Here is a 19507-nt window from a genome sequence, read left to right as displayed (position 1 = left end):
ATCGGGCAAGCGAACCACGACACGCCGCTTGCGTTATCAGTCTGGCTGAAGGGAGACCCGACCATGTCCGCTCAATGGCGCATCGAGATCCGGCTGGGCGACGGCCACGCCCCGCTGCGCAGCGTGCTCGTCGAGGCCGACACCGAGGTCGACGCCCTGCGGCAGGTGCTGGCCGAGGCCGAACGCGACCATGTCGCCGCCGAGGAACTGCTGCTGGACGGCCAGGAGGAGGTGTTCTCGCGCACAGAGGTCCAGGATGGCCACGTGGAGCACCAGGCCCAGCCCTGACCGCCCGCTCGCCCGCCGCCCGGGCCTGTGCTAGGCCCGGTGCATGGCTGGAGAACGCATCCTCTTCGTCGTCAACGCCGGCCCCAGCGTCGGCGGCGGCCATTTCATGCGCGGCCTCAACCTGGCCCGCGCGCTCGAGGCCGCGGGCGCGGTTTGCGCCTTCGCCGGCCCGCCGGCCGTGACCGGCCTTTCCGAGACCTTCGCCTCCCCCGCTCTGTGCGCCGGAACCTTCGCCGACGACGCATTGGTGACCGGCGCCGCCGCGCTCGCGGCCGACTACGACGCCATCGTCTTCGACCACTACGACCTGGACGCCGAAGACCACCGCCGCATCGCCGCCGGCCGCCCGAGCCTGGTGGTCGACGACCTGGCCGACCGCCCGCTGGCCGCCGACCTGCTGCTCGACGCCGGCATCGCCCGCCAAGCCCGCGACTACGAGGGTTTGGTCTCGCCGCACGCCGAACTGCTGCTCGGCCCCGACAACGCCGCCCTGTCGCCGGCCTTCGCGGCCCTGCGCGAGGAGGCCCTGACCCGCCGCGCCGCCACGGCGCGGATCGAGCGCGTGCTGGTCTCGCTGGGCCTGACCGACGTCGGCGGGATCACGGCCCGCACCGTCGAGGCGCTGCTTCCGGTGCTGGGCGACCGCGTCCTCGACGTGGTGGCCGGCGGCCAGGCGTCCAGCCTGCCGGCGCTGCGCGCCCTGGCCGCCGCCGATCCGCGCCTGACCCTGCACGTCAACAGCCGCGACATGCCGCGCCTGACCGCCCGGGCCGACCTCGCCATCGGCGCGGCCGGCTCCAGCAGCTGGGAGCGCTGCGTGCTGGGCCTGCCCACCGTGTCGCTGGTGCTGGCCGACAATCAGCGCGAAGCGGCCCAGGCCCTGTCGGATCTCGGCGCCCACCGGTCGCTGAACGCCGAGCCTCTCGACGGCGAGGACCTGCGGCGCGCCTTCGCCGCCCTGGCCGAAGACCATGACGCCTGGCGCGCCATGTCGGCAGCCGCCGACAAGGTCTGCGACGGCCTTGGCGCCCGGCGCACGGCCGTGCGGTTCCTTGCCTTGGTTTCGCCTCGTTTGAGAAACACTCACGCTACGACCAACTGACACTGACCGCGCGGTCAGTTAAAGCGTCGAGCCCCCCGTCATGCCCAAAGTCACTCTGCGCGCCGTCGCGGCGCACGACCAGGAGCGGCTGCTGGAATGGCGCAACTCCGACGCCGTCGCCCCCTACATGTACAGCGACCACCTGATCTCCGAGGGCGAGCACGCGGCCTGGTTCGCACGCCTGGGGACCAACCCCGCCGTGCGCTACTGGATCATCGAGCTGGACGGCCATCCGGTGGGCCTGGCCAATCTCGCCGACATCGACCGGCACAACAGCCGCTGCGCCTGGGCCTACTATCTGGCCGACCCGTTGGTGCGCGGCCTCGGCGTCGGCAGCTTCGTCGAATACTGGGTGATCGAATACGTGTTCGGCGAGCTGGGCCTGGCCAAGCTGTGGTGCGAGGTCATCGAGAGCAACAAGGCCGTCTGGCGCCTGCACGAGGGCTTCGGCTTCACGCGCGAGGCGGTGCTGCGCAACCACGTGGTCAAGCGCGGCCAGGCGCTGGACGTGATCGGCCTGGGCCTCCTGGAAAGCGAATGGCGGGGCGCCGCCCGCGACGCCGCCCGCGAGCGGCTGATCGCCAAGGGCTTCGACCTGTCGGACGTTCCCGCCGCGGCCTAGAGACGCGGCAGGTCGCCCAGGCTGGCCAGATCAGGGCGGCCGCGCACCAGCGCCCGGATGTCTTCGGACGTGAAGGCGGGCTTTCGCGGATAGAGCGCCTCGTAGACCGCGCGCACGAAATCGAGGTCCGACGGCAGGTCGACCGTCCAGCGCACCTGGCTCTCGTCGACCGCCTGGGTCAGCCCGCCCAGCGCGAAGCGCTCGGGCCGGCGGTAGATGAAGGGCGTGACGTGCTCGCGCTCATAGGGGTCGCTCGCCTCCGCCGCTGTCAGCCGCAGCAGGCCGACGCCGAGGATCTCGGCGTCCAGCCCGATCGGATAGGTCCGATGCGGCAGGGTGGTGGCCGAATAGTCGGCGCCGCTAGCCAGGTGGCTGGCGATCAGCGCCTCGATCAGCACGGGGTCGGCGAGCGGGCAGTCGGCCGTCAGCCGCAGCATCAGGTCATTGTCGTCCAGGCCCGCCACCGCCCCGGCGAACCGGCCCAGCACGTCGTCCAGCGAACCGCGGAACACCTCCACCCCCGCCGCGTCCAGCGCCTGGGCCAGGGGATCATCGCTGGCCTGGTCGGAGGTCGCCGCGACCAGCCGGTCGATCGAGGCCACGCGGCGCAGGCGCTCGACCTGACGCAGCACCATCGGCGCCCCGACGACATCGGCCAGCACCTTGCCCGGCAGCCGGGTCGAGCTCATCCGGGCCTGCAACACGGCGACGATCACCCCGCGCCCTCCTGCAACACTGCTTGTCTCGGGTTCATGGTCCGCACCCTCGGCCCGCTCGGTTAAGGAGGACTTTCACCCGCGAGGCCGGTTTGGATAACCAGGCGTTGACAGCGTTGTCAAACCATAGTGCTCTCCAGCCCAACGACCGCGACCGACGATCGAAGGGAGAAGACCATGGGCCAGGGACCGCTGATCGACCGCCGCGCGCTGCTTGCCGCCGGGGCCGCCCTGGGCCTGGCGCCCGCCCTGCCCGCGCTCGCCGCCGACCAGGACGCCCGGATCCGCGCCCTCCTTGCGCAGATGACCCTGGACGAGAAGATCGGCCAGACCCACCAGCCGGCCGGCGGTCGCCAGAAGGCGCTGAATTCCAAGATCGACGCCACCGCCCTCGACCTGGTGCGCAAGGGCGGGGTCGGCTCGTACCTGCACGTGGCCGGCGCGGCCTTCCTGCGCGAACTGCAACGCACGGCCGTCGAGGAGTCGCGGCTGAAGATCCCGCTGCTGTTCGCCATCGACGTGGTGCACGGCTTCCGCACCCTCTACCCCGTGCCGCTGGCCATGGCCGCGACCTTCGATCCCGAGATCGTGCGCGCCACCGCCCGCATGGCCGCCGTCGAGACCGCCGTCAGCGGCCTGCACTGGACCTTCGCCCCGATGGTCGACATCGCCCGCGACCCGCGCTGGGGCCGCATCGTCGAGGGGGCCGGCGAGGATCCGTATCTCGGCTCGATCATGGCCGCCGCCCAAGTGCGCGGCTTCCAGGGCGAGGGGCTTGCTGGAAAGGACTCCATCCTGGCTTGCGCCAAGCACTTCGGGGCCTATGGCGCGGCGGCCGGCGGCCGCGACTACGACAGCGCCGAGCTCTCGGACCGCACGCTGAACGAAGTCTACCTGCCGCCTTTTCATGCGGCCGCCAAGGCCGGCGCGGGCACGATGATGACCGCCTTCAACGACCTGAACGGCGAGCCCACCACCGCCAACGCGGCCCTGGTCCGCGGCGTGCTCAAGACCCAGTGGGCCTGGCCCGGCCTGGTGGTCAGCGACTGGAACGCCATCCTCGAACTGGTCAATCACGGCGTCGCCGAAACTCCCCTACAGGCCGCCGCCCTGGCGCTGAGGGCCGGAGTAGACATGGACATGGCCAGCGGCGTCTACGCCGCCCACCTGAAGACCGCGATCTCCGCCGATCCGTCGCTGCTGCCGCTGCTCGACCAGGCGGTGACCCGGATCCTGACCGCCAAGATGCGGCTTGGCCTCTTCGACGATCCCTATCGCTTCGGCGACGTCGAGCGGGAGAAAACCATCTTCGTCGGCCCCGAGCATCGCGCCATCGCCCGCGAGGCGGCGCGCAAGGCCGTGGTGCTGCTGAAGAACGACGGCGGCCTGCTGCCGATCGCGCCCTCCGCCAGGAAGATCGCCGTCATCGGCGCACTGGCGACCGACAACCTCTCCCAGCTCGGCTCGTGGAAGGCGCGCGGCCAGGTCGCCGACGTCGCCCCGCTGCTGCCGGCCCTGAAGACGGCCGCCCCGGCCGGAACCGAAATCTTCCACGTCGCCGGCGCCGGCCCGCGCAGCGACGACCAGACGGGCATCCCCGCCGCCGTCGAGGCCGCCAAGGTCGCCGACCTCGTGCTGCTGATGGTCGGCGAGGACTTCGACCACAGCGGCGAGTCGCGCAGCCGCTCCGACCTGTCCCTGCCCGGCGCCCAGGGCGCCCTGGCCCGCGCCGTGCTGGCGACCGGCAAGCCGGTGGTCGTGCTGCTGCCGTCGGGCCGGCCCATCGTCGCGCCCGAGGTGCTGGAGAAGGCCCCGGCCGTGTTGGCCACCTGGTTCCTCGGTGTCGAGGCGGGGCCGGCCCTGGCCGACATCCTGTTCGGCAAGTCAGCCCCCGGCGGCCGCCTGCCCGTCGGCTTCCCGCGCGCCACGGGCCAGTCGCCGACCTACTACGCGCACGTCCCCACCGGCCGCCCGGCCGATCCGGACCTGGCCAAGGACACCGTCCGCTACCACGACGTCGACATCGGCCCGCTGTTCCCGTTCGGCCATGGCCTGAGCTACGCGGCTTTCGCCTATTCGGACCTTGCCCTCGATCGCGACAGCATCGCCCCGACCGGCGCGGTGAAGGTCTCGCTGACCTTGGCCAACACCGGATCCGCGGCCGCCGACGAAGTGGTGCAGCTCTATGTCCGCGACCCGGTCGCCAGCGTCGCCCGCCCGGTCAAGGAACTGCGCGGCTTCGTCCGCGCGACCCTGAAGCCCGGCGAGCGCCGCCGCGTGACCTTCACCCTCTCCGCCGCCCAGCTGGCGATCTGGAGCCCGGAGGGCTGGCGCATCGAGGCCGGCAAGGTCGAGGTCATGATCGGGTCGTCCTCGGCCGACATCCGCCTGCGCGGCGCCTTCACGATCGCCGCCCCCGGCAAGGCCCGCGAACCGGCGAGCGCCATCGCCACACCGGTGAGCGTGGTTTAAGCCCTACCCCTCTCCCGCCCAGTCGGCCCGCCGTCTCAGTTCCGCCTCGCTCGGGTCCTGGACCATGAACGAACCCGTGCGCACCGGCCCGTCGCGGCGGTAGCGGTTCACGACGACGCCGGTGTCGGCCAGGATCGAGCCGGTCAGGACCCAGGCGCCCGGCGCGGCCGCCTCGTCGAACAGCCGCCGGCCCGGTCCGAGCAGCAGCGGGAAGATCATCAGCTGCATCTCGTCGACCAGATCGGCCGCCAGCAGGGCGTGGACCAGCGCCGTCGAGCCCTGGGTCAGGAGATCGGGGCCCGTCTCTCCCTTCAGCCGCCGCACGCCCTCCACCGCGTCCGGCCCGACGCGGCGGCTGTTCTCCCACGGCAGGGCCAGGCCCGGATCGTGGGAGGCCACGTGCTTGGTCGTGGCGTTGAAGCGCTCGGCGATCGGGTTCTTCGGATCCTGGTAGGGCCAGTGGGCGGCGAAGATCTCATAGGTCCGGCGGCCCAGCAGCAGCTCGAACGGCGCCTCGAACAGCGACATCACCGCCTGGCCCGTGACCGGGTCCGAATACGGCGCGACCCAGCCGCCATGGGCGAAGCCGCCGCGCCGGTCCTCGTCGGGTCCGCCCGGCCCCTGCATCACCCCGTCCAGGCTGACGAAGGCGGCGACGATCAGCTTTCTCATGACCCTGCTCCCTGGTGGTTCGCCGCAAGGACGGTTGGAGAAGGCCTGATCCTACATCGGCGAACATCTCCCCTCTCCCTCGATGGGGGAGGGGTTCGCTCAAGCCCGTCGCCGATAGAGGTAGTCGTCCGGCAGCCCCAAGCGCCGCGACGATTCCACGGCGGGCGAACCCTTGATCGGCGCCCTGTCGGCGCCGGCGCCCGCCAGGCGCACCAGCCGCCGCTCGACGCCGTTCAGGTCGAAGGCCTCGCCCAGGCCCAGGCGCGCGCGTACCTCCACCGGCGTGATCGCCACGGCGGCCCGCACCAGCGGCTTCTGGATCAGCCGCAGCGGCCCCGGCAGCAGCGGCGTGCTGGTCATGATGTCCAGGAATTCGAAGACGATCTCCGACGGCTCCAGGTTGGGCAGCATCAGCGCCAGCTGCTGCTTCCAGGCGGCCTCGGAGGTCGGCGCGCCGGTCGCGCCGTAGAGCCGCGCGCCGGGCGCGGCCTCGGCGAAGGCCGCGTCCCGCTCGACCTGGCTCAGCGTCCGGGCATAGGCGTGATAGGCCTCGATGAAGCCGAAGCTGGCGGTGGCCTGCACCCAGTCCAGCAGCGCCGGGTCGTTGGCCTGGTAGGCGACGCCGGCCGGGGTCTCGCCGGTGACATGGCCGTGCATGCGCACCACGCCGGCGATCATCTTCTCGGCCGTCTCGCGCGGGCCGTAGACCGTGACCATCGCCGCCAGGCCCGTGCGCTTGAGGCGTTTCAGCGGCTGGGCCTTGAAGCTGGAATGGTCCCAGACGCCCGAGCGCACCCGCGGCTCGGCCAGCTCCAGGATCACCGCCGTGATGCCGCCGACGAACAGCGACACCGGGTTCTTGAACACGCGCCACGACACCGAGTCCGGGCCGATCAGGGCCGGCGCCCCCGGCGGGTTGGAAAAGTCGATCGCTGGTCCCTCGTCGGGCGTCAGCAGTCGCGCCGCGGCGCGGGACAGCGGATCGGCCATCAGTTCACCCGTCGCTCCCGCCCCGCCCAGTACGGTTCGCGCAGCTGTCGACGCAGGATCTTGCCCGAGGCGTTGCGCGGCAAGGCCTCGACGAAGTCGACGCTCTTGGGGGCCTTGAAGTGCGCGATGCGCGTGCGGGCGAAGGCGATGATGTCGTCGGGGTCGGGCGTGACGCCGGGCTTGGGCGCCACCACCGCCTTGACCGCCTCGCCCCACTTGTCGTCGGGTACGCCGATCACCGCCACCTCGGCCACGTGCGGATGGCCGTAGACGGCGCTCTCCACCTCGGCCGGATAGATGTTCTCGCCGCCGGAGACGATCATGTCCTTCACCCGGTCGTGGATGAACAGATAGCCGTCCTCGTCCAGGTAGCCGGCGTCGCCGGTGCGCAGCCAGCCGTCGGCGTCGATGGTCGCGGCGGTGGCCGCGTCCAGCTTCCAGTAGCCGGCCATGTTGGACGACGAGCGCACGGCGATCTCTCCGACGGTGTCGGCGGGTAGAACGCCTCCGGCCTCGTCGAGGATGCGAAGCTCCACCCCCGGCATCGGCAGGCCGGCCGAGCGCATGCGCTTGTTGCCGGCGGGGTCGTGATCCTCGGGCGGCAGGTAGACCACCGTGCCGGTGGTCTCGGTCATGCCGTACTGCTGGACAAAGCCGCAGCCGAACACCTCGATGCACTCGCGCAGCAGGTCCAGCGGAATGGGGGCCGCGCCATAGAGGATGTGGCTCAGCCGCGAATAGTCGATCTGGCGGGCCCTCGGCAGCCGCACGACGATCTGCAAGGCGGCAGGCACCATGAACATCTTCGACACCCGGTCGTGCTCGATGAAGTCGAGCACCTTGGTCGGATCGAACTCGCGCGCCACCACGCCCTTGGCGCCGTTGAACAGGCCTACCAGCCCCCAGCCGGTGCCGCCGATATGGGCCACGGGCATGGCCACCAGGCTGACGTCGTCGGGACCCCAGGTGTTCCAGTCCATCGGCGCGCGCTCGGCGGCGGCCTTGCGCATGGCCAGCAGGTTGTCGTGGGTCAGCATCGCGCCCTTGGGCTTGCCGGTCGTGCCAGAGGTATAGAGTTGCAGCACCACGTCCGACGACTTCAGCGGCGTGGCTGGGTCGGCGTCGCTCTGCGCGTCGCGCCAGGCGGTGAACAGCGGCAGTTCGGCCGGGCCGCCCGGCTCCATGGCCACCACCGGCGGCGGCGGCCCGTCCATCAGCCTGGCCACCTCGCCCACGTGATCGACCAGCTCGGGACCGACGAACACCATCTTGGCCTCGGTGTCGGCGACGATGTAGGCGATCTCGGCCGGGGCCAGGCGCCAGCCGATCGGGGCGGTGACGATCCCGGCCTTGGCCGCGCCCAGCAGCATCTCGAAATAGAGGTCGCTGTTCTTGCCCACATAGGCGATGCGGTCGCCCGGCTTCAGCCCCTGCGCGACCAGGGCCCGGGCCACCTGGTTGGTGTGCCGGTCGAGGTCGGAGAAGCGGATGTCGCGTCCCTCGAACGAGAAGGCCACGGCGTCCGGCCGCTCCTGCGCGTGATAGCGGGCGACGTCTCCCAGCGTGGGCATGCGGGCGAAGTCGACGGCGGCGGCCTCAGTCATCCGAACCTCCCTGCGCGCCGTCTGCCGCGGCCGCTCGGATAACATGGTTTTCGTCGTGACCCCGGGTAAGTCAACGGTAGCGGGAAACCCGTGTTTGGTCGCGCCGCCGACCGGCCCTAAGCTGTCGACTCGAACGCCCCCGAGGAAACCCCAGTCCATGACCAGCTTCCTCCTGCGCCGCGAGCAACGCGGCCTGCTGATCTCGGTGATCCTCGGCCTGGTGGTCGCCCCGCTGCTGCTGCTGCTGACCACCTGGGAGATCCAGCGCGAGTTCACCCGCGGGCGCGTGCTGCGCGAGGCCGTCAACCACTCCTACGAACAGCGCATGCAGCTGCAGACGGTGTTCTCGCTGATGCAGGACGCCGAGACCGGCCAGCGCGGCTTCGTCATCACCGGCCAGCAGCGGTTCCTGGAGCCCTACGACGCGGCCCTGCGCCGCCTGCCCAGCCAGCTGGCGGCCCTGCGGGCGATCCGCGAACGCGACGCCGGCGACCTGATCGAGACCGACGATCCGACCTTCGACCGGCTCGAGGCCCTGATCGTTCAAAAGCAGGGGACCATGGCCGAAGGCATCCGCCTGCGCCGCGAGAACGGCGAGGACGCCGCCCGCACCCTGGTCTCCAGCGGCCAGGGCAAGGTGATCATGGACGAGATCCGGGCCGTGGTCGGCGAGCTGCAGGCCGCCGACAAGGCCGCCCTCGACCGGCGCGTCGCCGCCGACGACGCCATGACCCTGCGCACCGAGCGGCTGACCCAGACCCTATTCGTGGTGCTGGTGGTGTTCCTGCTGGCCGCGTTCCTGCTGCTGTCGCGCCAGATCCGCGCCCGCCAGCAGCTGTTCACCGTCGCCCAGGCCACGGCCGGACGCCTGGACGCCATCCTCGACAACGCCCAGGACGCCATCATCACCCTCAATCCCAGCGGCACGATCGAGACGGTCAACAAGGCCGCCGAGGCGATGTTCGGCCTGTCGCGCGAGGGTCTGCTGCGCAAGGCCCTGGCCCAGTTCATCGACCTGCCCGACCGGGGCGAGCTGTTCATCCGCCAGCTGTCGGGCGCCGACGACCTGTCCAAGGGCGTGCTGCGCGAACTGACCGGCCATCGCGCCGACGGCTCCACCTTCCCGATCGAAGCCTCCATCGGCCTCGTCCGCCTGCCCGAGGGCGAGCGCATCACCGCCTCGATCCGCGACATCTCAGAACGCCGCCGGGTCGAGAGGCTGAAGGCCGAGTTCGTCTCCACCGTCAGCCACGAACTGCGCACGCCGCTGACCTCGATCGCCGGCTCGCTGGGCCTGCTGGTCGGCGGAGCCGCCGGCTCCCTGCCCGAGCGCGCCGCGCGCCTGCTGGGCATCGCCCATTCCAACTGCCAGCGCCTGGTGCGGCTGATCAACGACATCCTCGACATCGAGAAGATCGAGTCCGGCCAGATGGAGTTCGACCTCCGGCCGCTGGACCTGGGCGAACTGGCCCGGCGGGCGGTCGACGGCATGGGCGGTCTCGGCGGCCAGATGAACATCGCCTTCAAGCTCGACGTCGCCCCCGGCCTGCCCCTGGTGCGCGGCGACTCCGACCGCCTGACCCAGGTGGCGGCCAACCTGCTGTCCAACGCCGCCAAGTTCTCGCCGCCCGGCGGCGCGGTCGAGGTCAGGGTCAGCGCCCCGCGCCCCGACGTCCTGCGCTTCTGCGTCCGCGACCACGGCCCCGGCGTGCCTGAAGCCTTCCGCGACCGCATCTTCTCCAAGTTCGCCCAGGCCGACGCCTCCGACACCCGGGCCAAGGGCGGCACCGGGCTTGGCCTGGCGATCTCGCGCGAGATCGTCCAGCGGCACGGCGGGCGGCTGTGGTTCGAGTCCGAGCCGGGCCAGGGCGCGACCTTCCTGTTCGAGCTGGCGACGATCGAGACCCGCGCCCGCCAGCCCGAACCGTCCGACGGCGCGGCCCGCGTGCTGCTGTGCGAGGACGATCCCGATATCGCAGAGATCCTGTCGCAGGCCCTGCGCGAGGCCGGGGTGCGGGTGCACACGGTCGGCGACGTCGCCTCGGCCAGCGCGGTGATCGAGATCGGCGGCTTCGACGCCTTCGTCACCGACGTGCGCCTGCCCGACGGCAGCGGCCTGGACCTGCTGCGCCGCCTGCGCGCCGACGCCGCCACCCGCGACATCCCCGCCCTGGTGATCTCGGCCGAGGCCGCCGAGGGCCGGGGCGAGGCCCTGGACGTCGTCGACTGGCTGCAGAAGCCCATCGACCTGGACCGTTTGCGCACCGCCGTGCACCGCGCCGTCAACGGCCACGCCGACACCCGCCGCATCGAGGTGCTGCACGTCGAGGACGATCTCGACGTCCACGCCGTGGTCCGCGACGCCCTGCAGGAACGCTGCGCCGTCCGCCACGCCGACAGCGTCCGGTCCGGCCGCGCCGCCCTGCAGGCCGCTCGCCCCGACGTCGTCATCCTCGACCTGGGCCTTGGCGACGGCAACGGCGTCGAGCTGCTGGGCGACCTGCACGACGGCGGCGATGAGCCCGTCCCGGTGATCGTCTTTTCGGCCCAGCCGCTGGAGGACAAGGCGCTGGCGGCCTCGGTCGACGCGGTGCTGACCAAGTCCAAGACCACGCTGGACCAGTTGGCCCGAACTGTGCGCAAGCTCGCCGCGGACGCCGATTCCAAGAGACGCCGATGACCGACCTGAAGCTCCTGTACGTCGACGACGAGGCCGACATCCGCGAGGTGGCGACCTTCTCGCTGGAGCTCGATCCCGGCATCGAAGTGCGCTCGGCCGGGGGCGGGATCGAGGCTTTCGCCATGCTCGACGGCGACGGCTGGCGCCCCGACGTGGTGCTGCTCGACGTGATGATGCCCGACATGGACGGCCCGGCCGTGCTGGCGCGCCTGCGCGAGCGCGGCGACATCGACGGGACGCCGGTGATCTTCATCACCGCCCGCGCCCAGGCCGAGGAGCGCGCCCGCCTGATGGGCTTCGGCGCCGCCGACGTCATCACCAAGCCATTCGACCCGATGACCCTGGCCCAGGACGTGCGCGCGATCCTCGCCCGATGACCATGGCCGATCCCCTCGCCCCGCTGCGGGCCAAGTTCCTGGTCCGCGTCGCCGACGACCTGGCCGCCCTGCGCTCGGTCGAGACCTCGATGAAGGACCGGCACTACATCGTCCACCGCCTGGCCGGCGCGGCCGGCGTCTTCGGCTACGCCCAGATCACCGACCTGGCCCGCGACCTCGACGACCTGCTGATCGACCAGGGCGAAGCCCCGCCCGAAGCCTTCGCCAAACTGATCGCGGCCCTGGAGGGGCTGGGCTAGAGGCAGGGCTTCCGCCCCCGCCCGCCGCGCCCCACCCCACTCGGCTTCCATGCCCACGGCGCGCCGGCCACCACGGCGGTCATGGACCAGCTCTTCGCCCCCACCCTCGCCCTGCACATCGCCTGCGGCCTGGCCGCCGCCATCGTCGGGCTCGCGCCGATCCTGACCCGCAAGGGCTCTCGCCTGCACCGGCTGTCGGGACGATTGTTCGTCGTCCTGATGGGGTTGATGCTGGCGGCCGCCTGGGTGATGACGGCCCTGCACTTCAACGCCTATTTCACCGCCCTTTCGGCGACGGCCAGCCTTGGCCTGTTCTCGGGCTATCGGGTGCTGCGCCGCAAGCGGCCCGACCGCGACCGCGCCCAGCGGGCGACGGCCCTCGACTGGGCAGCCACCCTGGCCGTGGCGGCGATCGGCGCCTGGGTGCTGGCGCTGCTGCTGGGCGGCGACAGCGACGCCCCGCGCGCGCCGGCCATCGCCCTGGTCTGGGGCGCCTTCCTGATGGGCGGCTGGGATCTCTGGCGGTTCGCGCGGCCAACGGACTGGCCGTTCTCGCCCGACCTCTGGACCTACGAGCATCTTATGAAGATGCTGGGCGCGTACGGCGCCGTGCTCAGCGCCTTCTCGGGCAACTTCCTGACCTTCCTGCCGACGCCGTGGAGCCAGCTCTGGCCGACCTTGCTGTTCCAACCGATGGCCGTGATCTGGATCGCGGCCCTGGCCATCCGGCGGCGGCGCGCATGGTCGCCCGCCTGAGAGCCGCGCCGACCGCCGCCTGGGTCTGGGCCTTCACCGCCTACAGCTGGACGGTGACCAGCATCAGCGCCGCCTGGTTCGCCCGCAGGCTGGCGGCGGGACGCGGCCAGTCGCTGTCGGTCGCGGCCTCGCTCGCCTGGCAGGGCGCGGTCTACGCCGCCTGGCTGCCGGCGGCGGGGATCGTCTGGCTGGTGCTGCGACGGTTCGGAGCCGGGGCGCGCGGGATCGCCGCGAGCTTCGCCGCCGGCCTCGCCGTCGTGCCGCTGGAGGCCCTGGCCGCCAGCCTGATCGACCGCGCCTTCGTCGGCGGCGAGACCGCCCTCGGTGCCCGCATGCTGGAGCGGACGCCGGTCTGCCTGCTGCTCTATTCGGCCATCGTCGCCGTCGGCCTGGCCGCCGTCCACCACCGCCGCGCCCGCGAGGCCCGGGCCCGCAACGCCCTGCTGGAGACCGCCCTGGCGCAGGCCCGCGCCGTCGCCGCGCCGCCAAAGGGCGACGAGCGGCTGATGGTGATGTCGGGCGCGCGCCGCATCCCGGTCGAGATTTCGGCCGTCGAATGGTTCGGCGCGGCCGACAACTACGTCGTCGTCCACTGGGCCGGCCGCGAGGGCCTGCTGCGCGCCACGCTGCAGAGCCTCGAGACGCGGCTGGACCAGCGCCTCTTCGCCCGCGCCCATCGCTCGTCCCTGGTCAACCTCGCCCACGTGCACGAGGCCCGGCCGCTGTCGGACGGCTCCTGGCGGCTGACCCTGGCCAGCGGCGACGAGGTGGTCACCAGCCGCACGTATCGGGATGCGCTGCTGGAACGGCTGGGGGGACGCGCGGGCTGACGCCGTCTCCCCCTTTGCTCCCGTCATTCCCGCCCTTGTGGCGGGAACCTCTCTTTCAGCCGCAAGGGCGGATGAGGCGGCGCGCTCGGCGCGCCGCCAGCGTCTCACCTGCGAACGGAAACAGGGGTTCTCGCCACAAGGGCGAGAATGACGGGAGGATGGGGGGAACCCTGAGCTACTGCCCCGGGCACCCCACATGCGCGTCCGTCGGCTCCAGGCGGATCTCGCGGAAGGCCAGCTTGAAGCCGGCCTGCGCCGACAGCACCACCGGCGAGGAGATCCGGCTCATGTCGGCGCCGGCGGCCTTCAGGCACGACAGCTTGATCTGGGTCTTGCGCCACTCGCCCACCGGGGCCTCGGCGAAGATCCTGGTGACGTCCACGCCGCCGGCGCAGCCCTCGCCGCACGAGATCGAGAAGCCCACCGGCCCCGGCGCACGCTCGTCGACGCGGTAGGTGAAGGCGATCGACAGGTCGCCGGTGGTCTGGCGGGTCAGGTCGGCGGGCGGGCCGTTGACCAGCAGGGCGCCGGGACCCGTCCAGGTGGCCAGGCGCGCGTCTTCCTGGGCGGCGGCGTCGATGGCCGTCAGCTTCACCCCGCCGGCGGTCGACAGCAGCCACGGCGCCGGCGTGCGGCCCGAGACGAAATACTTGTCGACATTGACGCTGGCGCCGGACACGCCCGACACCTCGCCCAACTTCGCCACCTTGCCGGGCTTGACGTAGCTGAGGCCGTAGCCATAGGCGAACTGCGGATCGTAGCCGGCGTCGCCCTTGTTCAGCGGCCCCTGGTCGGCGGTCTTGGGCCAGCTGAACGACAGCTTGCCGGTGAAGTCGCGCCTGGACTTGCCGTCCTTGCCGGCGACCAGCACGTCGGCGACGCCGCCGCCTTCCGAGCCCGGCAGCCAGGCGGCGACGAAGGCGTCCGAGGCGTTGATCTCGGGGTTCACCCACAGCGGCCGGCCCGACAGGAACACCGCCACCACCGGAACGCCGGCGGCCTTCAGCTTCTTGAGCAGGGCAAGATCGGTCTTGTCGCCCGGCTGGTATTCCAGGTGCTGCAAGTCGCCCTGGAACTCGGCATAGGGCGTCTCGCCGAACACCACCACGGCCACGTCCGGCTTGTCGGTGAAAGCGCCGTCTTTGGACAGGGCCGCCTTTCCGCCCGAGGCCTCGACCGCCGCCTTCAGGCCGCTCCAGATCGACTGGGCGCCGGGGAAGTCGGCGTTGGTGTTGCCCGTGCCCTGCCACGACAGGGTCCAGCCGCCGGCCGCCTTGCCGATGTCGTCGGCGTCGCCGGCCACCAGCACCCTCGCGCCCGCCTTGATCGGCAGCACGCCGTCGTTCTTCAGCAACACCAGGGATTTCGCCACCGCCTCGCGCGCCAGCGCGCGGTGATCGGGCGCGCCGACCCGCTCGTAGCGGCCCTGCACCGGCGGGGCGACGCGGTCGAACAGGCCCGACTTGACCTTGACCCGCAGGATCCGGCGCACGGCGTCGTCCAGGCGCGCCATGCTGATCTCGCCGCTCTCGACCTGCTTCAGGGTATTGTCGAACAGGCCCTGCCAGCTGTCGGGGGCCATGTACATGTCCAGGCCCGCGTTCAGGGCCTGCGGGCACGAGACGTTCGAGCACCCGTCGACCTGGCCGTGGGCGTTCCAGTCGCCGACCACGAAACCGGAAAAGCCCATGCGGTCCTTCAGCACGTCGGTCAGCAGGGTCTTGTTGCCGGTGTGCTTGACGCCGTTCCAGCTGGAGAACGAGGCCATCACCGTCAGGATGCCGGCCTCGATGCTGGGCGGGTAGCCCTGGGCGTGCAGGCGCACGAGGTCGGCCTCCGACACCGGCGCGTCGCCCTGGTCCTTGCCGTTCAGCGTGCCGCCATCCGCGAGAAAGTGCTTGGCGCTGCCGGCGATGCGGCCGGCCTCCAGCGTCTTGCCGGCGACGAGCTTGCCTTGCAGGCCCAGCGTCATGCGGCCGGCATAGCTTTTGACGATCTCCGGATCCTCGCCATAGCCCTCGTAGGCGCGGCCCCAGCGGTCGTCGCGCGGCACGGCCACCGTCGGGCCGAAGGTCCAGTCGCCGCCGGCCACGGCCACCTCTTCGGCCGTCGCCTTGCCGATGCGCTCGATCAGGTCCGGATCGCGCGTCGCGCCCAGGCCGACATTGTGCGGAAACAGCGTGGCGCCAACCACGTTGTTATGGCCGTGCACGGCGTCGATGCCGAACATCAGCGGGATCGGCACGTGGCCGTCGCGGGTCTCCAGCGACACCGCGCGGAACAGGTCGACAAACTGCGCCCACGCCTTGGGACCGGCCTTGTCGTCGCCGTTGGGGCCCGAGCTGCCGCCGGCCAGGATCGAACCCAGCGGATATTCGCGCAGCTGCTCGGGACGGATCGAGCCGATGTCGGCCTGGATCGTCTGGCCGACCTTCTCGCGCACCGACATCTTCGCCATCAGCTGCGTGATCCTAGCCTCGGTCGCCGCGTCGGTGAGGGCCGCGGGGCTCTTGACCACGGGCCAGGCGGCGACGTTGGCCGTCGCCTTGCCGGCGGGGGTCAACACCTGCGCGCTCGCGACGCTCGTCAGGCTGGTGGCGGCCAGAAGGGCCAGGGCAGAAAGGCGGAACGGCGTCACGGGCGGCCTCGATCGAAAAAGGAGCGCGACGGCCAAGGGGAAAGAGGCCGCCGCGCCCGAACACGCCACGGGAGCAGCGTAGGGTTTCGAGGCGGCGGCTGGCCGACGGGCGCGCGGCGGCGCCCGGGCCATGCGCACGCGCATGGATCTGGCCTCCCGCTCGCGGGGTCGTCTGCTCGCGACCGCCTCACGACGACACGAGACAACGTTGTCTTACTTACTGTCAACACGCTTATATTTGTCCACTTGAGGACAAATCGTCCACAACCCTTTCCAAGATAAGCGATTTTCGCGACACATGGAGCATCGCAAATTTCTGACAACGATGTCTTACTTGATAGTCCAGAGACATCTACTGGCGCCCTACCAGCAGGAACCGGCTCGACTCGGCCGCCATCGCCGCGCTATCGCTAACACCGCGCCGAAAGCCGGCGGCGGGAGCCCGATGCGCAACGTCACCATCGTCCATGTGGCCGAAAAGGCCCGGGTCTCGGTCAAGACCGTCTCGCGCGTGGTCAACAACGAGCCGACGGTCACGCCGGACCTGCGCGAGCGCGTGCAGGCGGCCATCGACCAGCTGGGCTACGCCCCCAACATCGCCGCCCGTAGGCTCGGCGGGTCGCGCTCGTTCCTGATCGTGGCCTTCAACGATCGCAAGCTGACCCTGGAGAACTGGCGCAGCGACCGGGGCAACAACTGGATCGACCGCATGCAGTACGGGGCCATGCTCCGCTGCGACGTCCACGGCTATCACCTCCTGTGCGAGCTGATCGACCTGGAGAGCGACCAGCTGGCCCGGCGGGTCCAGCACGTGCTGTCGTCCCTTCGCCCCGACGGGGTGATCCTGACCCCGCCCAACTGCGAGGACCCCACGGTGCTCGACGCGCTGAAGCGCGCCCAGGTGCCGTTCGTGCGCATGGGCTCGGCGGCGGCGGGTCCCGGCGCCCGGGTGCGGATGGACGACCAGGCGGCCGCCCTGCGCCTGGCCGAGCACCTGGTCGAACAGGGTCACCGCCGCATCGGCTTCGTCACCGGCAGCGCGCGCTTCCTGGCCAGCCACGCCCGCGAGGATGGCTATCGCCAGGCCCTGGCCGCCGCCGGCCTGCCCGTCGACGAGAGCCTGCTGGTCCCCGGCGACTTCACCTTCGAGGGCGGCGTCGCGGCCGCCGAGGCCCTGCTGTCGCGACCCGACCGCCCCACCGCCATCCTGGCCGGCAACGACGAGACCGCCCTGGCCGTCATGCACGTCGCCCGCCGGCTGGACATCGCCATTCCCGGCGACCTGTCGCTGGCCACCTTCGACGACACGCCCAGCGTGCGCCTGTCGCTGCCGCCGCTGACCACCGTGCGCCAACCGGTGGCCGAGATGGCCGCCCAGGCCGTCGACCTGCTGGTCGCGGCGGCGGCCAAGGACGGCAAGCTGTCGCGCGCCGACCACCTGCTGCCTTTCGAACTGGCCCTGCGCGCCTCGACCGCGCCGCCGCCATAAAGAAGCCTTGCCCACCCGCGACGGGATGTCGCGGGGAGCTTGACCAGCCTGCCGGCGCGCCCTTTCCTCTTGCGACTTCGAATTTGGAGCCGGCAGCGTTTGGCCAGAGACATGACCCAGGTCGACGCCGCCTCAGCCGCCGCCGGACCGCCCACCGTCCGAAGGCGACTGCTGATCATGGCGCTGTGCCTGGTCGCGCCGGCCATCGTCTTCATGGCCCTCCTGGCCCGCGCCGAGTACGGCCAGAGCCAGGGCCGCTACGAGCAGCAGCTGATCGCCACCACCCGCGCCCTTGGCCTGGCCGTCGACCGCCAGCTGGCCCTGGGCCAGAGCACATTGCAGGCTCTGGCCGTCTCGCCCGCCCTGGCCGCGGGCGATCTTCCAAGCTTCGAGCGCCAGGCCCGCGCCGCCGTGCGCAGCAAGGACGCCTGGATCGTGCTGATCTCGCCGCGCGGCCAGGTGATCAACACCCGCCTGCCGCCCGGCCAGGTCCCGCCGCGGACCGCCGGCCTGCCGCCCGAGCGCTGGGCCGCCGTCCGTTCCGGGCGCACCACTGTGTCGAACCTCACCCAGGGCAAGGTGGCGGGCCAGCCGATCGTGGCCATCGACATGCCGGTGATCGTCGACGGCGAGCTCTACGACCTGGCCTACATCCAGACGCCCGCCGCCTTCGCCCCGCTGTTCGCCGCCCAGGGCGTGCCGCGCAGCTGGACGGCCAGCATCGTCGACCGCAACGCCCGCCTCGTGGCCCGCTCGCGCGACCAGGAAAAGATGCTTGGCCGCTCGGCCAGCAAGCCGATGCTCGAGGCCATGGCCAAGGACAACGACGGCGTGCTCGAGACCTACACCCTCGACGGCACCCCCACCCTGTCGGCCTTCAGCCGCTCGCCGACCTACGGCTGGAGCTTCATCGTCGGCGTGCCGCGCACCGAGCTCGAGCGCGCCAACCTGTCGTCCCTGGCCCTGCTGGTGGTGGCGGGCCTGGCCCTGCTGGCCATCGGCGCCGGGGCGGCCATGCTGTTCTCGCGCGGCATCTCCGGCGAGGTCCGCGCCCTGGTGGCCGACGCCCGGATCATGGCCTCGGGCGGCGAGATGCCGGCCCAGACCACCGGCGGCCTGCGCGAGATCGGCGAGGTGCGCGAGGCCCTGCACGCCACCTCCCGCCAGCTGCGCGCCCGCGAGGCCGAGGAAAAGCGGGCCCAGGCCCGCCAGCAACTGATGATCAACGAGCTGAACCACCGGGTGAAGAACACCCTGGCCACGGTCCAGTCCCTGGCCCTGCAGAGCCTGGGCAAGGGCGAGGCCGTGCCCGGCTTCGACGCCTTCAACGAGCGCCTCTACGCCCTGGCCCGCGCCCACGACCTCTTGACCCGCACCGTGTGGGAAAGCGCCGACCTGACCGACCTGCTGCGCCAGACCCTGGAGCCCTACGGCGACCGCGCCCATATCGAGGGCCCGCCGGCGGCCCTGCCGCCCAGCGCCGCGCTGGCCCTGTCGATGGTGTTCCACGAGCTGGCCACCAACGCTTCCAAGTACGGCGGCCTGTCCACGCCCGCCGGCCGGGTCGAGGTCACCTGGCGGCGCGACCCGCTGGACCCACACCGCCTGGCCCTGCGCTGGGTCGAGAGCGGCGGCCCCAAGCTCACGGGCCCGCCCAGCCGCAAAGGCTTCGGCTCGCGCCTGATCGCCGCCAGCCTGCGCAACGAACTGAGGGGCGAGGCGCAGTTCGACTACCTCGCCACCGGCCTGGTCTGCTCCCTGACGGTCCGCACCGCCGGCGCCCAAGCTTTGGGCGAAGACGCCCCCACCGCCGACGCCTGAACGGGCAGCCGCGCGCGCCCGCGCCAGGCGCCGGCCGGGCGCTTGACCGATGTTCTCCGCCTCATCGTGATGGTCGATCCGCTCAGCACCCATCCTGGGGCGCCGTCGGATCGATCTCGTTGCTTCACCGCGTAGATTGGTCTTCCATGACGCCCAAGGATGCGGCCGCCAGAGCCGCCCCTTAGGGAAG

16 protein-coding genes are annotated in these 19507 nt (G+C 71.6%); 11 read left to right on the top strand and 5 right to left on the bottom strand.

Annotation, left to right across the window (positions count from 1 at the left end; translation table 11 throughout):
• Positions 1 to 63 precede the first annotated feature (63 nt).
• From V6S85_RS05930 to pseH, 3 genes are read left to right on the top strand one after another with little or no spacing between them, the layout of a single operon-like run.
• Positions 64 to 288, top strand: a complete 225-nt coding sequence (locus tag V6S85_RS05930) for a hypothetical protein (RefSeq protein ID WP_116490379.1) — start codon at positions 64 to 66, stop codon at positions 286 to 288.
• 43 nt (positions 289 to 331) lie between these two features.
• Positions 332 to 1390: a UDP-2,4-diacetamido-2,4,6-trideoxy-beta-L-altropyranose hydrolase gene (pseG, locus tag V6S85_RS05925; RefSeq protein ID WP_334348356.1), complete on the top strand. Its 1059-nt coding sequence runs from the start codon at positions 332 to 334 to the stop codon at positions 1388 to 1390.
• A 40-nt stretch (positions 1391 to 1430) separates the two neighbouring features.
• Entirely contained in the window at positions 1431 to 2012 is a 582-nt protein-coding gene (gene pseH / locus V6S85_RS05920; protein WP_334348355.1) for a UDP-4-amino-4,6-dideoxy-N-acetyl-beta-L-altrosamine N-acetyltransferase, read from the top strand.
• Here pseH and V6S85_RS05915 read toward each other — a convergent pair.
• The gene (locus V6S85_RS05915; protein ID WP_116563827.1) at positions 2009 to 2728 is read right to left on the bottom strand and encodes a cytidylyltransferase domain-containing protein; all 720 of its coding nucleotides are present in this window, start codon (positions 2726 to 2728) and stop codon (positions 2009 to 2011) included. The genes pseH and V6S85_RS05915 overlap by 4 nt on opposite strands.
• Before the next feature lie 177 nt (positions 2729 to 2905).
• Here V6S85_RS05915 and V6S85_RS05910 point away from each other — a divergent pair, with 177 nt between their 5' ends.
• The gene (locus V6S85_RS05910; protein ID WP_334348354.1) at positions 2906 to 5200 is read left to right on the top strand and encodes a glycoside hydrolase family 3 N-terminal domain-containing protein; all 2295 of its coding nucleotides are present in this window, start codon (positions 2906 to 2908) and stop codon (positions 5198 to 5200) included.
• 3 nt (positions 5201 to 5203) lie between these two features.
• Here the strand turns inward: V6S85_RS05910 and V6S85_RS05905 are convergent, their stop codons facing one another.
• From V6S85_RS05905 to V6S85_RS05895, 3 genes are all read right to left on the bottom strand, one after another.
• Positions 5204 to 5872 (bottom strand): dihydrofolate reductase family protein, encoded by a 669-nt coding sequence (locus tag V6S85_RS05905; RefSeq protein ID WP_334348353.1) that lies wholly within the window; start codon positions 5870 to 5872, stop codon positions 5204 to 5206.
• A 99-nt stretch (positions 5873 to 5971) separates the two neighbouring features.
• A complete protein-coding gene (locus V6S85_RS05900) occupies positions 5972 to 6862 on the bottom strand; it encodes an oxygenase MpaB family protein (RefSeq protein WP_334348352.1) in 891 nt (296 codons plus the stop codon).
• Positions 6862 to 8466 carry a fatty acid--CoA ligase gene (locus V6S85_RS05895; protein WP_334348351.1) on the bottom strand — a complete coding sequence of 535 codons (1605 nt, stop codon included), beginning with the start codon at positions 8464 to 8466 and terminating at the stop codon, positions 6862 to 6864. The genes V6S85_RS05900 and V6S85_RS05895 overlap by 1 nt, the downstream gene beginning before the upstream one ends.
• A 157-nt stretch (positions 8467 to 8623) precedes the next feature.
• On the opposite strand from V6S85_RS05895, the gene V6S85_RS05890 reads away from it, so the two are divergent.
• The 5 genes from V6S85_RS05890 (at position 8624) to V6S85_RS05870 (ending at position 13369) form a co-directional block, all read left to right on the top strand.
• Entirely contained in the window at positions 8624 to 11146 is a 2523-nt protein-coding gene (locus V6S85_RS05890) for an ATP-binding protein (protein WP_334348350.1), read from the top strand.
• Positions 11143 to 11523 carry a response regulator gene (locus tag V6S85_RS05885; protein WP_116490371.1) on the top strand — a complete coding sequence of 127 codons (381 nt, stop codon included), beginning with the start codon at positions 11143 to 11145 and terminating at the stop codon, positions 11521 to 11523. The genes V6S85_RS05890 and V6S85_RS05885 overlap by 4 nt, the downstream gene beginning before the upstream one ends.
• Before the next feature lie 2 nt (positions 11524 to 11525).
• Positions 11526 to 11783, top strand: a complete 258-nt coding sequence (locus tag V6S85_RS05880) for an Hpt domain-containing protein (RefSeq protein WP_334348349.1) — start codon at positions 11526 to 11528, stop codon at positions 11781 to 11783.
• An 81-nt stretch (positions 11784 to 11864) separates the two neighbouring features.
• Positions 11865 to 12539, top strand: a complete 675-nt coding sequence (locus V6S85_RS05875) for a DUF2306 domain-containing protein (RefSeq protein ID WP_334348348.1) — start codon at positions 11865 to 11867, stop codon at positions 12537 to 12539.
• Positions 12524 to 13369 carry a LytTR family DNA-binding domain-containing protein gene (locus V6S85_RS05870; protein ID WP_334348347.1) on the top strand — a complete coding sequence of 282 codons (846 nt, stop codon included), beginning with the start codon at positions 12524 to 12526 and terminating at the stop codon, positions 13367 to 13369. The genes V6S85_RS05875 and V6S85_RS05870 overlap by 16 nt, the downstream gene beginning before the upstream one ends.
• A 175-nt stretch (positions 13370 to 13544) precedes the next feature.
• On the opposite strand, the gene V6S85_RS05865 is transcribed toward V6S85_RS05870, so the two are convergent.
• Positions 13545 to 16007: a glycoside hydrolase family 3 protein gene (locus V6S85_RS05865; RefSeq protein ID WP_442885644.1), complete on the bottom strand. Its 2463-nt coding sequence runs from the start codon at positions 16005 to 16007 to the stop codon at positions 13545 to 13547.
• A gap of 445 nt (positions 16008 to 16452) precedes the next feature.
• Here V6S85_RS05865 and V6S85_RS05860 point away from each other — a divergent pair, with 445 nt between their 5' ends.
• The gene (locus V6S85_RS05860; protein ID WP_334348346.1) at positions 16453 to 17496 is read left to right on the top strand and encodes a LacI family DNA-binding transcriptional regulator; all 1044 of its coding nucleotides are present in this window, start codon (positions 16453 to 16455) and stop codon (positions 17494 to 17496) included.
• 111 nt (positions 17497 to 17607) lie between these two features.
• The gene (locus tag V6S85_RS05855) at positions 17608 to 19317 is read left to right on the top strand and encodes a sensor histidine kinase (RefSeq protein ID WP_334348345.1); all 1710 of its coding nucleotides are present in this window, start codon (positions 17608 to 17610) and stop codon (positions 19315 to 19317) included.
• Positions 19318 to 19507: the final 190 nt, after the last annotated feature.

The sequence above is a fragment of the Caulobacter sp. CCNWLW153 genome (assembly GCF_036889365.1).
Lineage (GTDB): Bacteria > Pseudomonadota > Alphaproteobacteria > Caulobacterales > Caulobacteraceae > Caulobacter > Caulobacter radicis.
The sequence above is the reverse complement of the archived record's forward strand: the minus strand, read 5'-3'. Positions and strand labels throughout refer to the sequence as shown.

Excerpts from the sequence above, each read along its gene's own strand:
- V6S85_RS05930 (WP_116490379.1), top strand. The coding sequence starts at position 64 with ATGTCCGCTCAATGGCGCATCGAGATCCGGCTGGGCGACGGCCACGCC.
- pseG (WP_334348356.1), top strand. The coding sequence starts at position 332 with ATGGCTGGAGAACGCATCCTCTTCGTCGTCAACGCCGGCCCCAGCGTC.
- pseH (WP_334348355.1), top strand. The coding sequence starts at position 1,431 with ATGCCCAAAGTCACTCTGCGCGCCGTCGCGGCGCACGACCAGGAGCGG.
- V6S85_RS05910 (WP_334348354.1), top strand. The coding sequence starts at position 2,906 with ATGGGCCAGGGACCGCTGATCGACCGCCGCGCGCTGCTTGCCGCCGGG.
- V6S85_RS05905 (WP_334348353.1), bottom strand. The coding sequence starts at position 5,872 with ATGAGAAAGCTGATCGTCGCCGCCTTCGTCAGCCTGGACGGGGTGATG.
- V6S85_RS05900 (WP_334348352.1), bottom strand. The coding sequence starts at position 6,862 with ATGGCCGATCCGCTGTCCCGCGCCGCGGCGCGACTGCTGACGCCCGAC.
- V6S85_RS05895 (WP_334348351.1), bottom strand. The coding sequence starts at position 8,466 with ATGACTGAGGCCGCCGCCGTCGACTTCGCCCGCATGCCCACGCTGGGA.
- V6S85_RS05890 (WP_334348350.1), top strand. The coding sequence starts at position 8,624 with ATGACCAGCTTCCTCCTGCGCCGCGAGCAACGCGGCCTGCTGATCTCG.
- V6S85_RS05885 (WP_116490371.1), top strand. The coding sequence starts at position 11,143 with ATGACCGACCTGAAGCTCCTGTACGTCGACGACGAGGCCGACATCCGC.
- V6S85_RS05880 (WP_334348349.1), top strand. The coding sequence starts at position 11,526 with ATGGCCGATCCCCTCGCCCCGCTGCGGGCCAAGTTCCTGGTCCGCGTC.
- V6S85_RS05875 (WP_334348348.1), top strand. The coding sequence starts at position 11,865 with ATGGACCAGCTCTTCGCCCCCACCCTCGCCCTGCACATCGCCTGCGGC.
- V6S85_RS05870 (WP_334348347.1), top strand. The coding sequence starts at position 12,524 with ATGGTCGCCCGCCTGAGAGCCGCGCCGACCGCCGCCTGGGTCTGGGCC.
- V6S85_RS05860 (WP_334348346.1), top strand. The coding sequence starts at position 16,453 with ATGCGCAACGTCACCATCGTCCATGTGGCCGAAAAGGCCCGGGTCTCG.
- V6S85_RS05855 (WP_334348345.1), top strand. The coding sequence starts at position 17,608 with ATGACCCAGGTCGACGCCGCCTCAGCCGCCGCCGGACCGCCCACCGTC.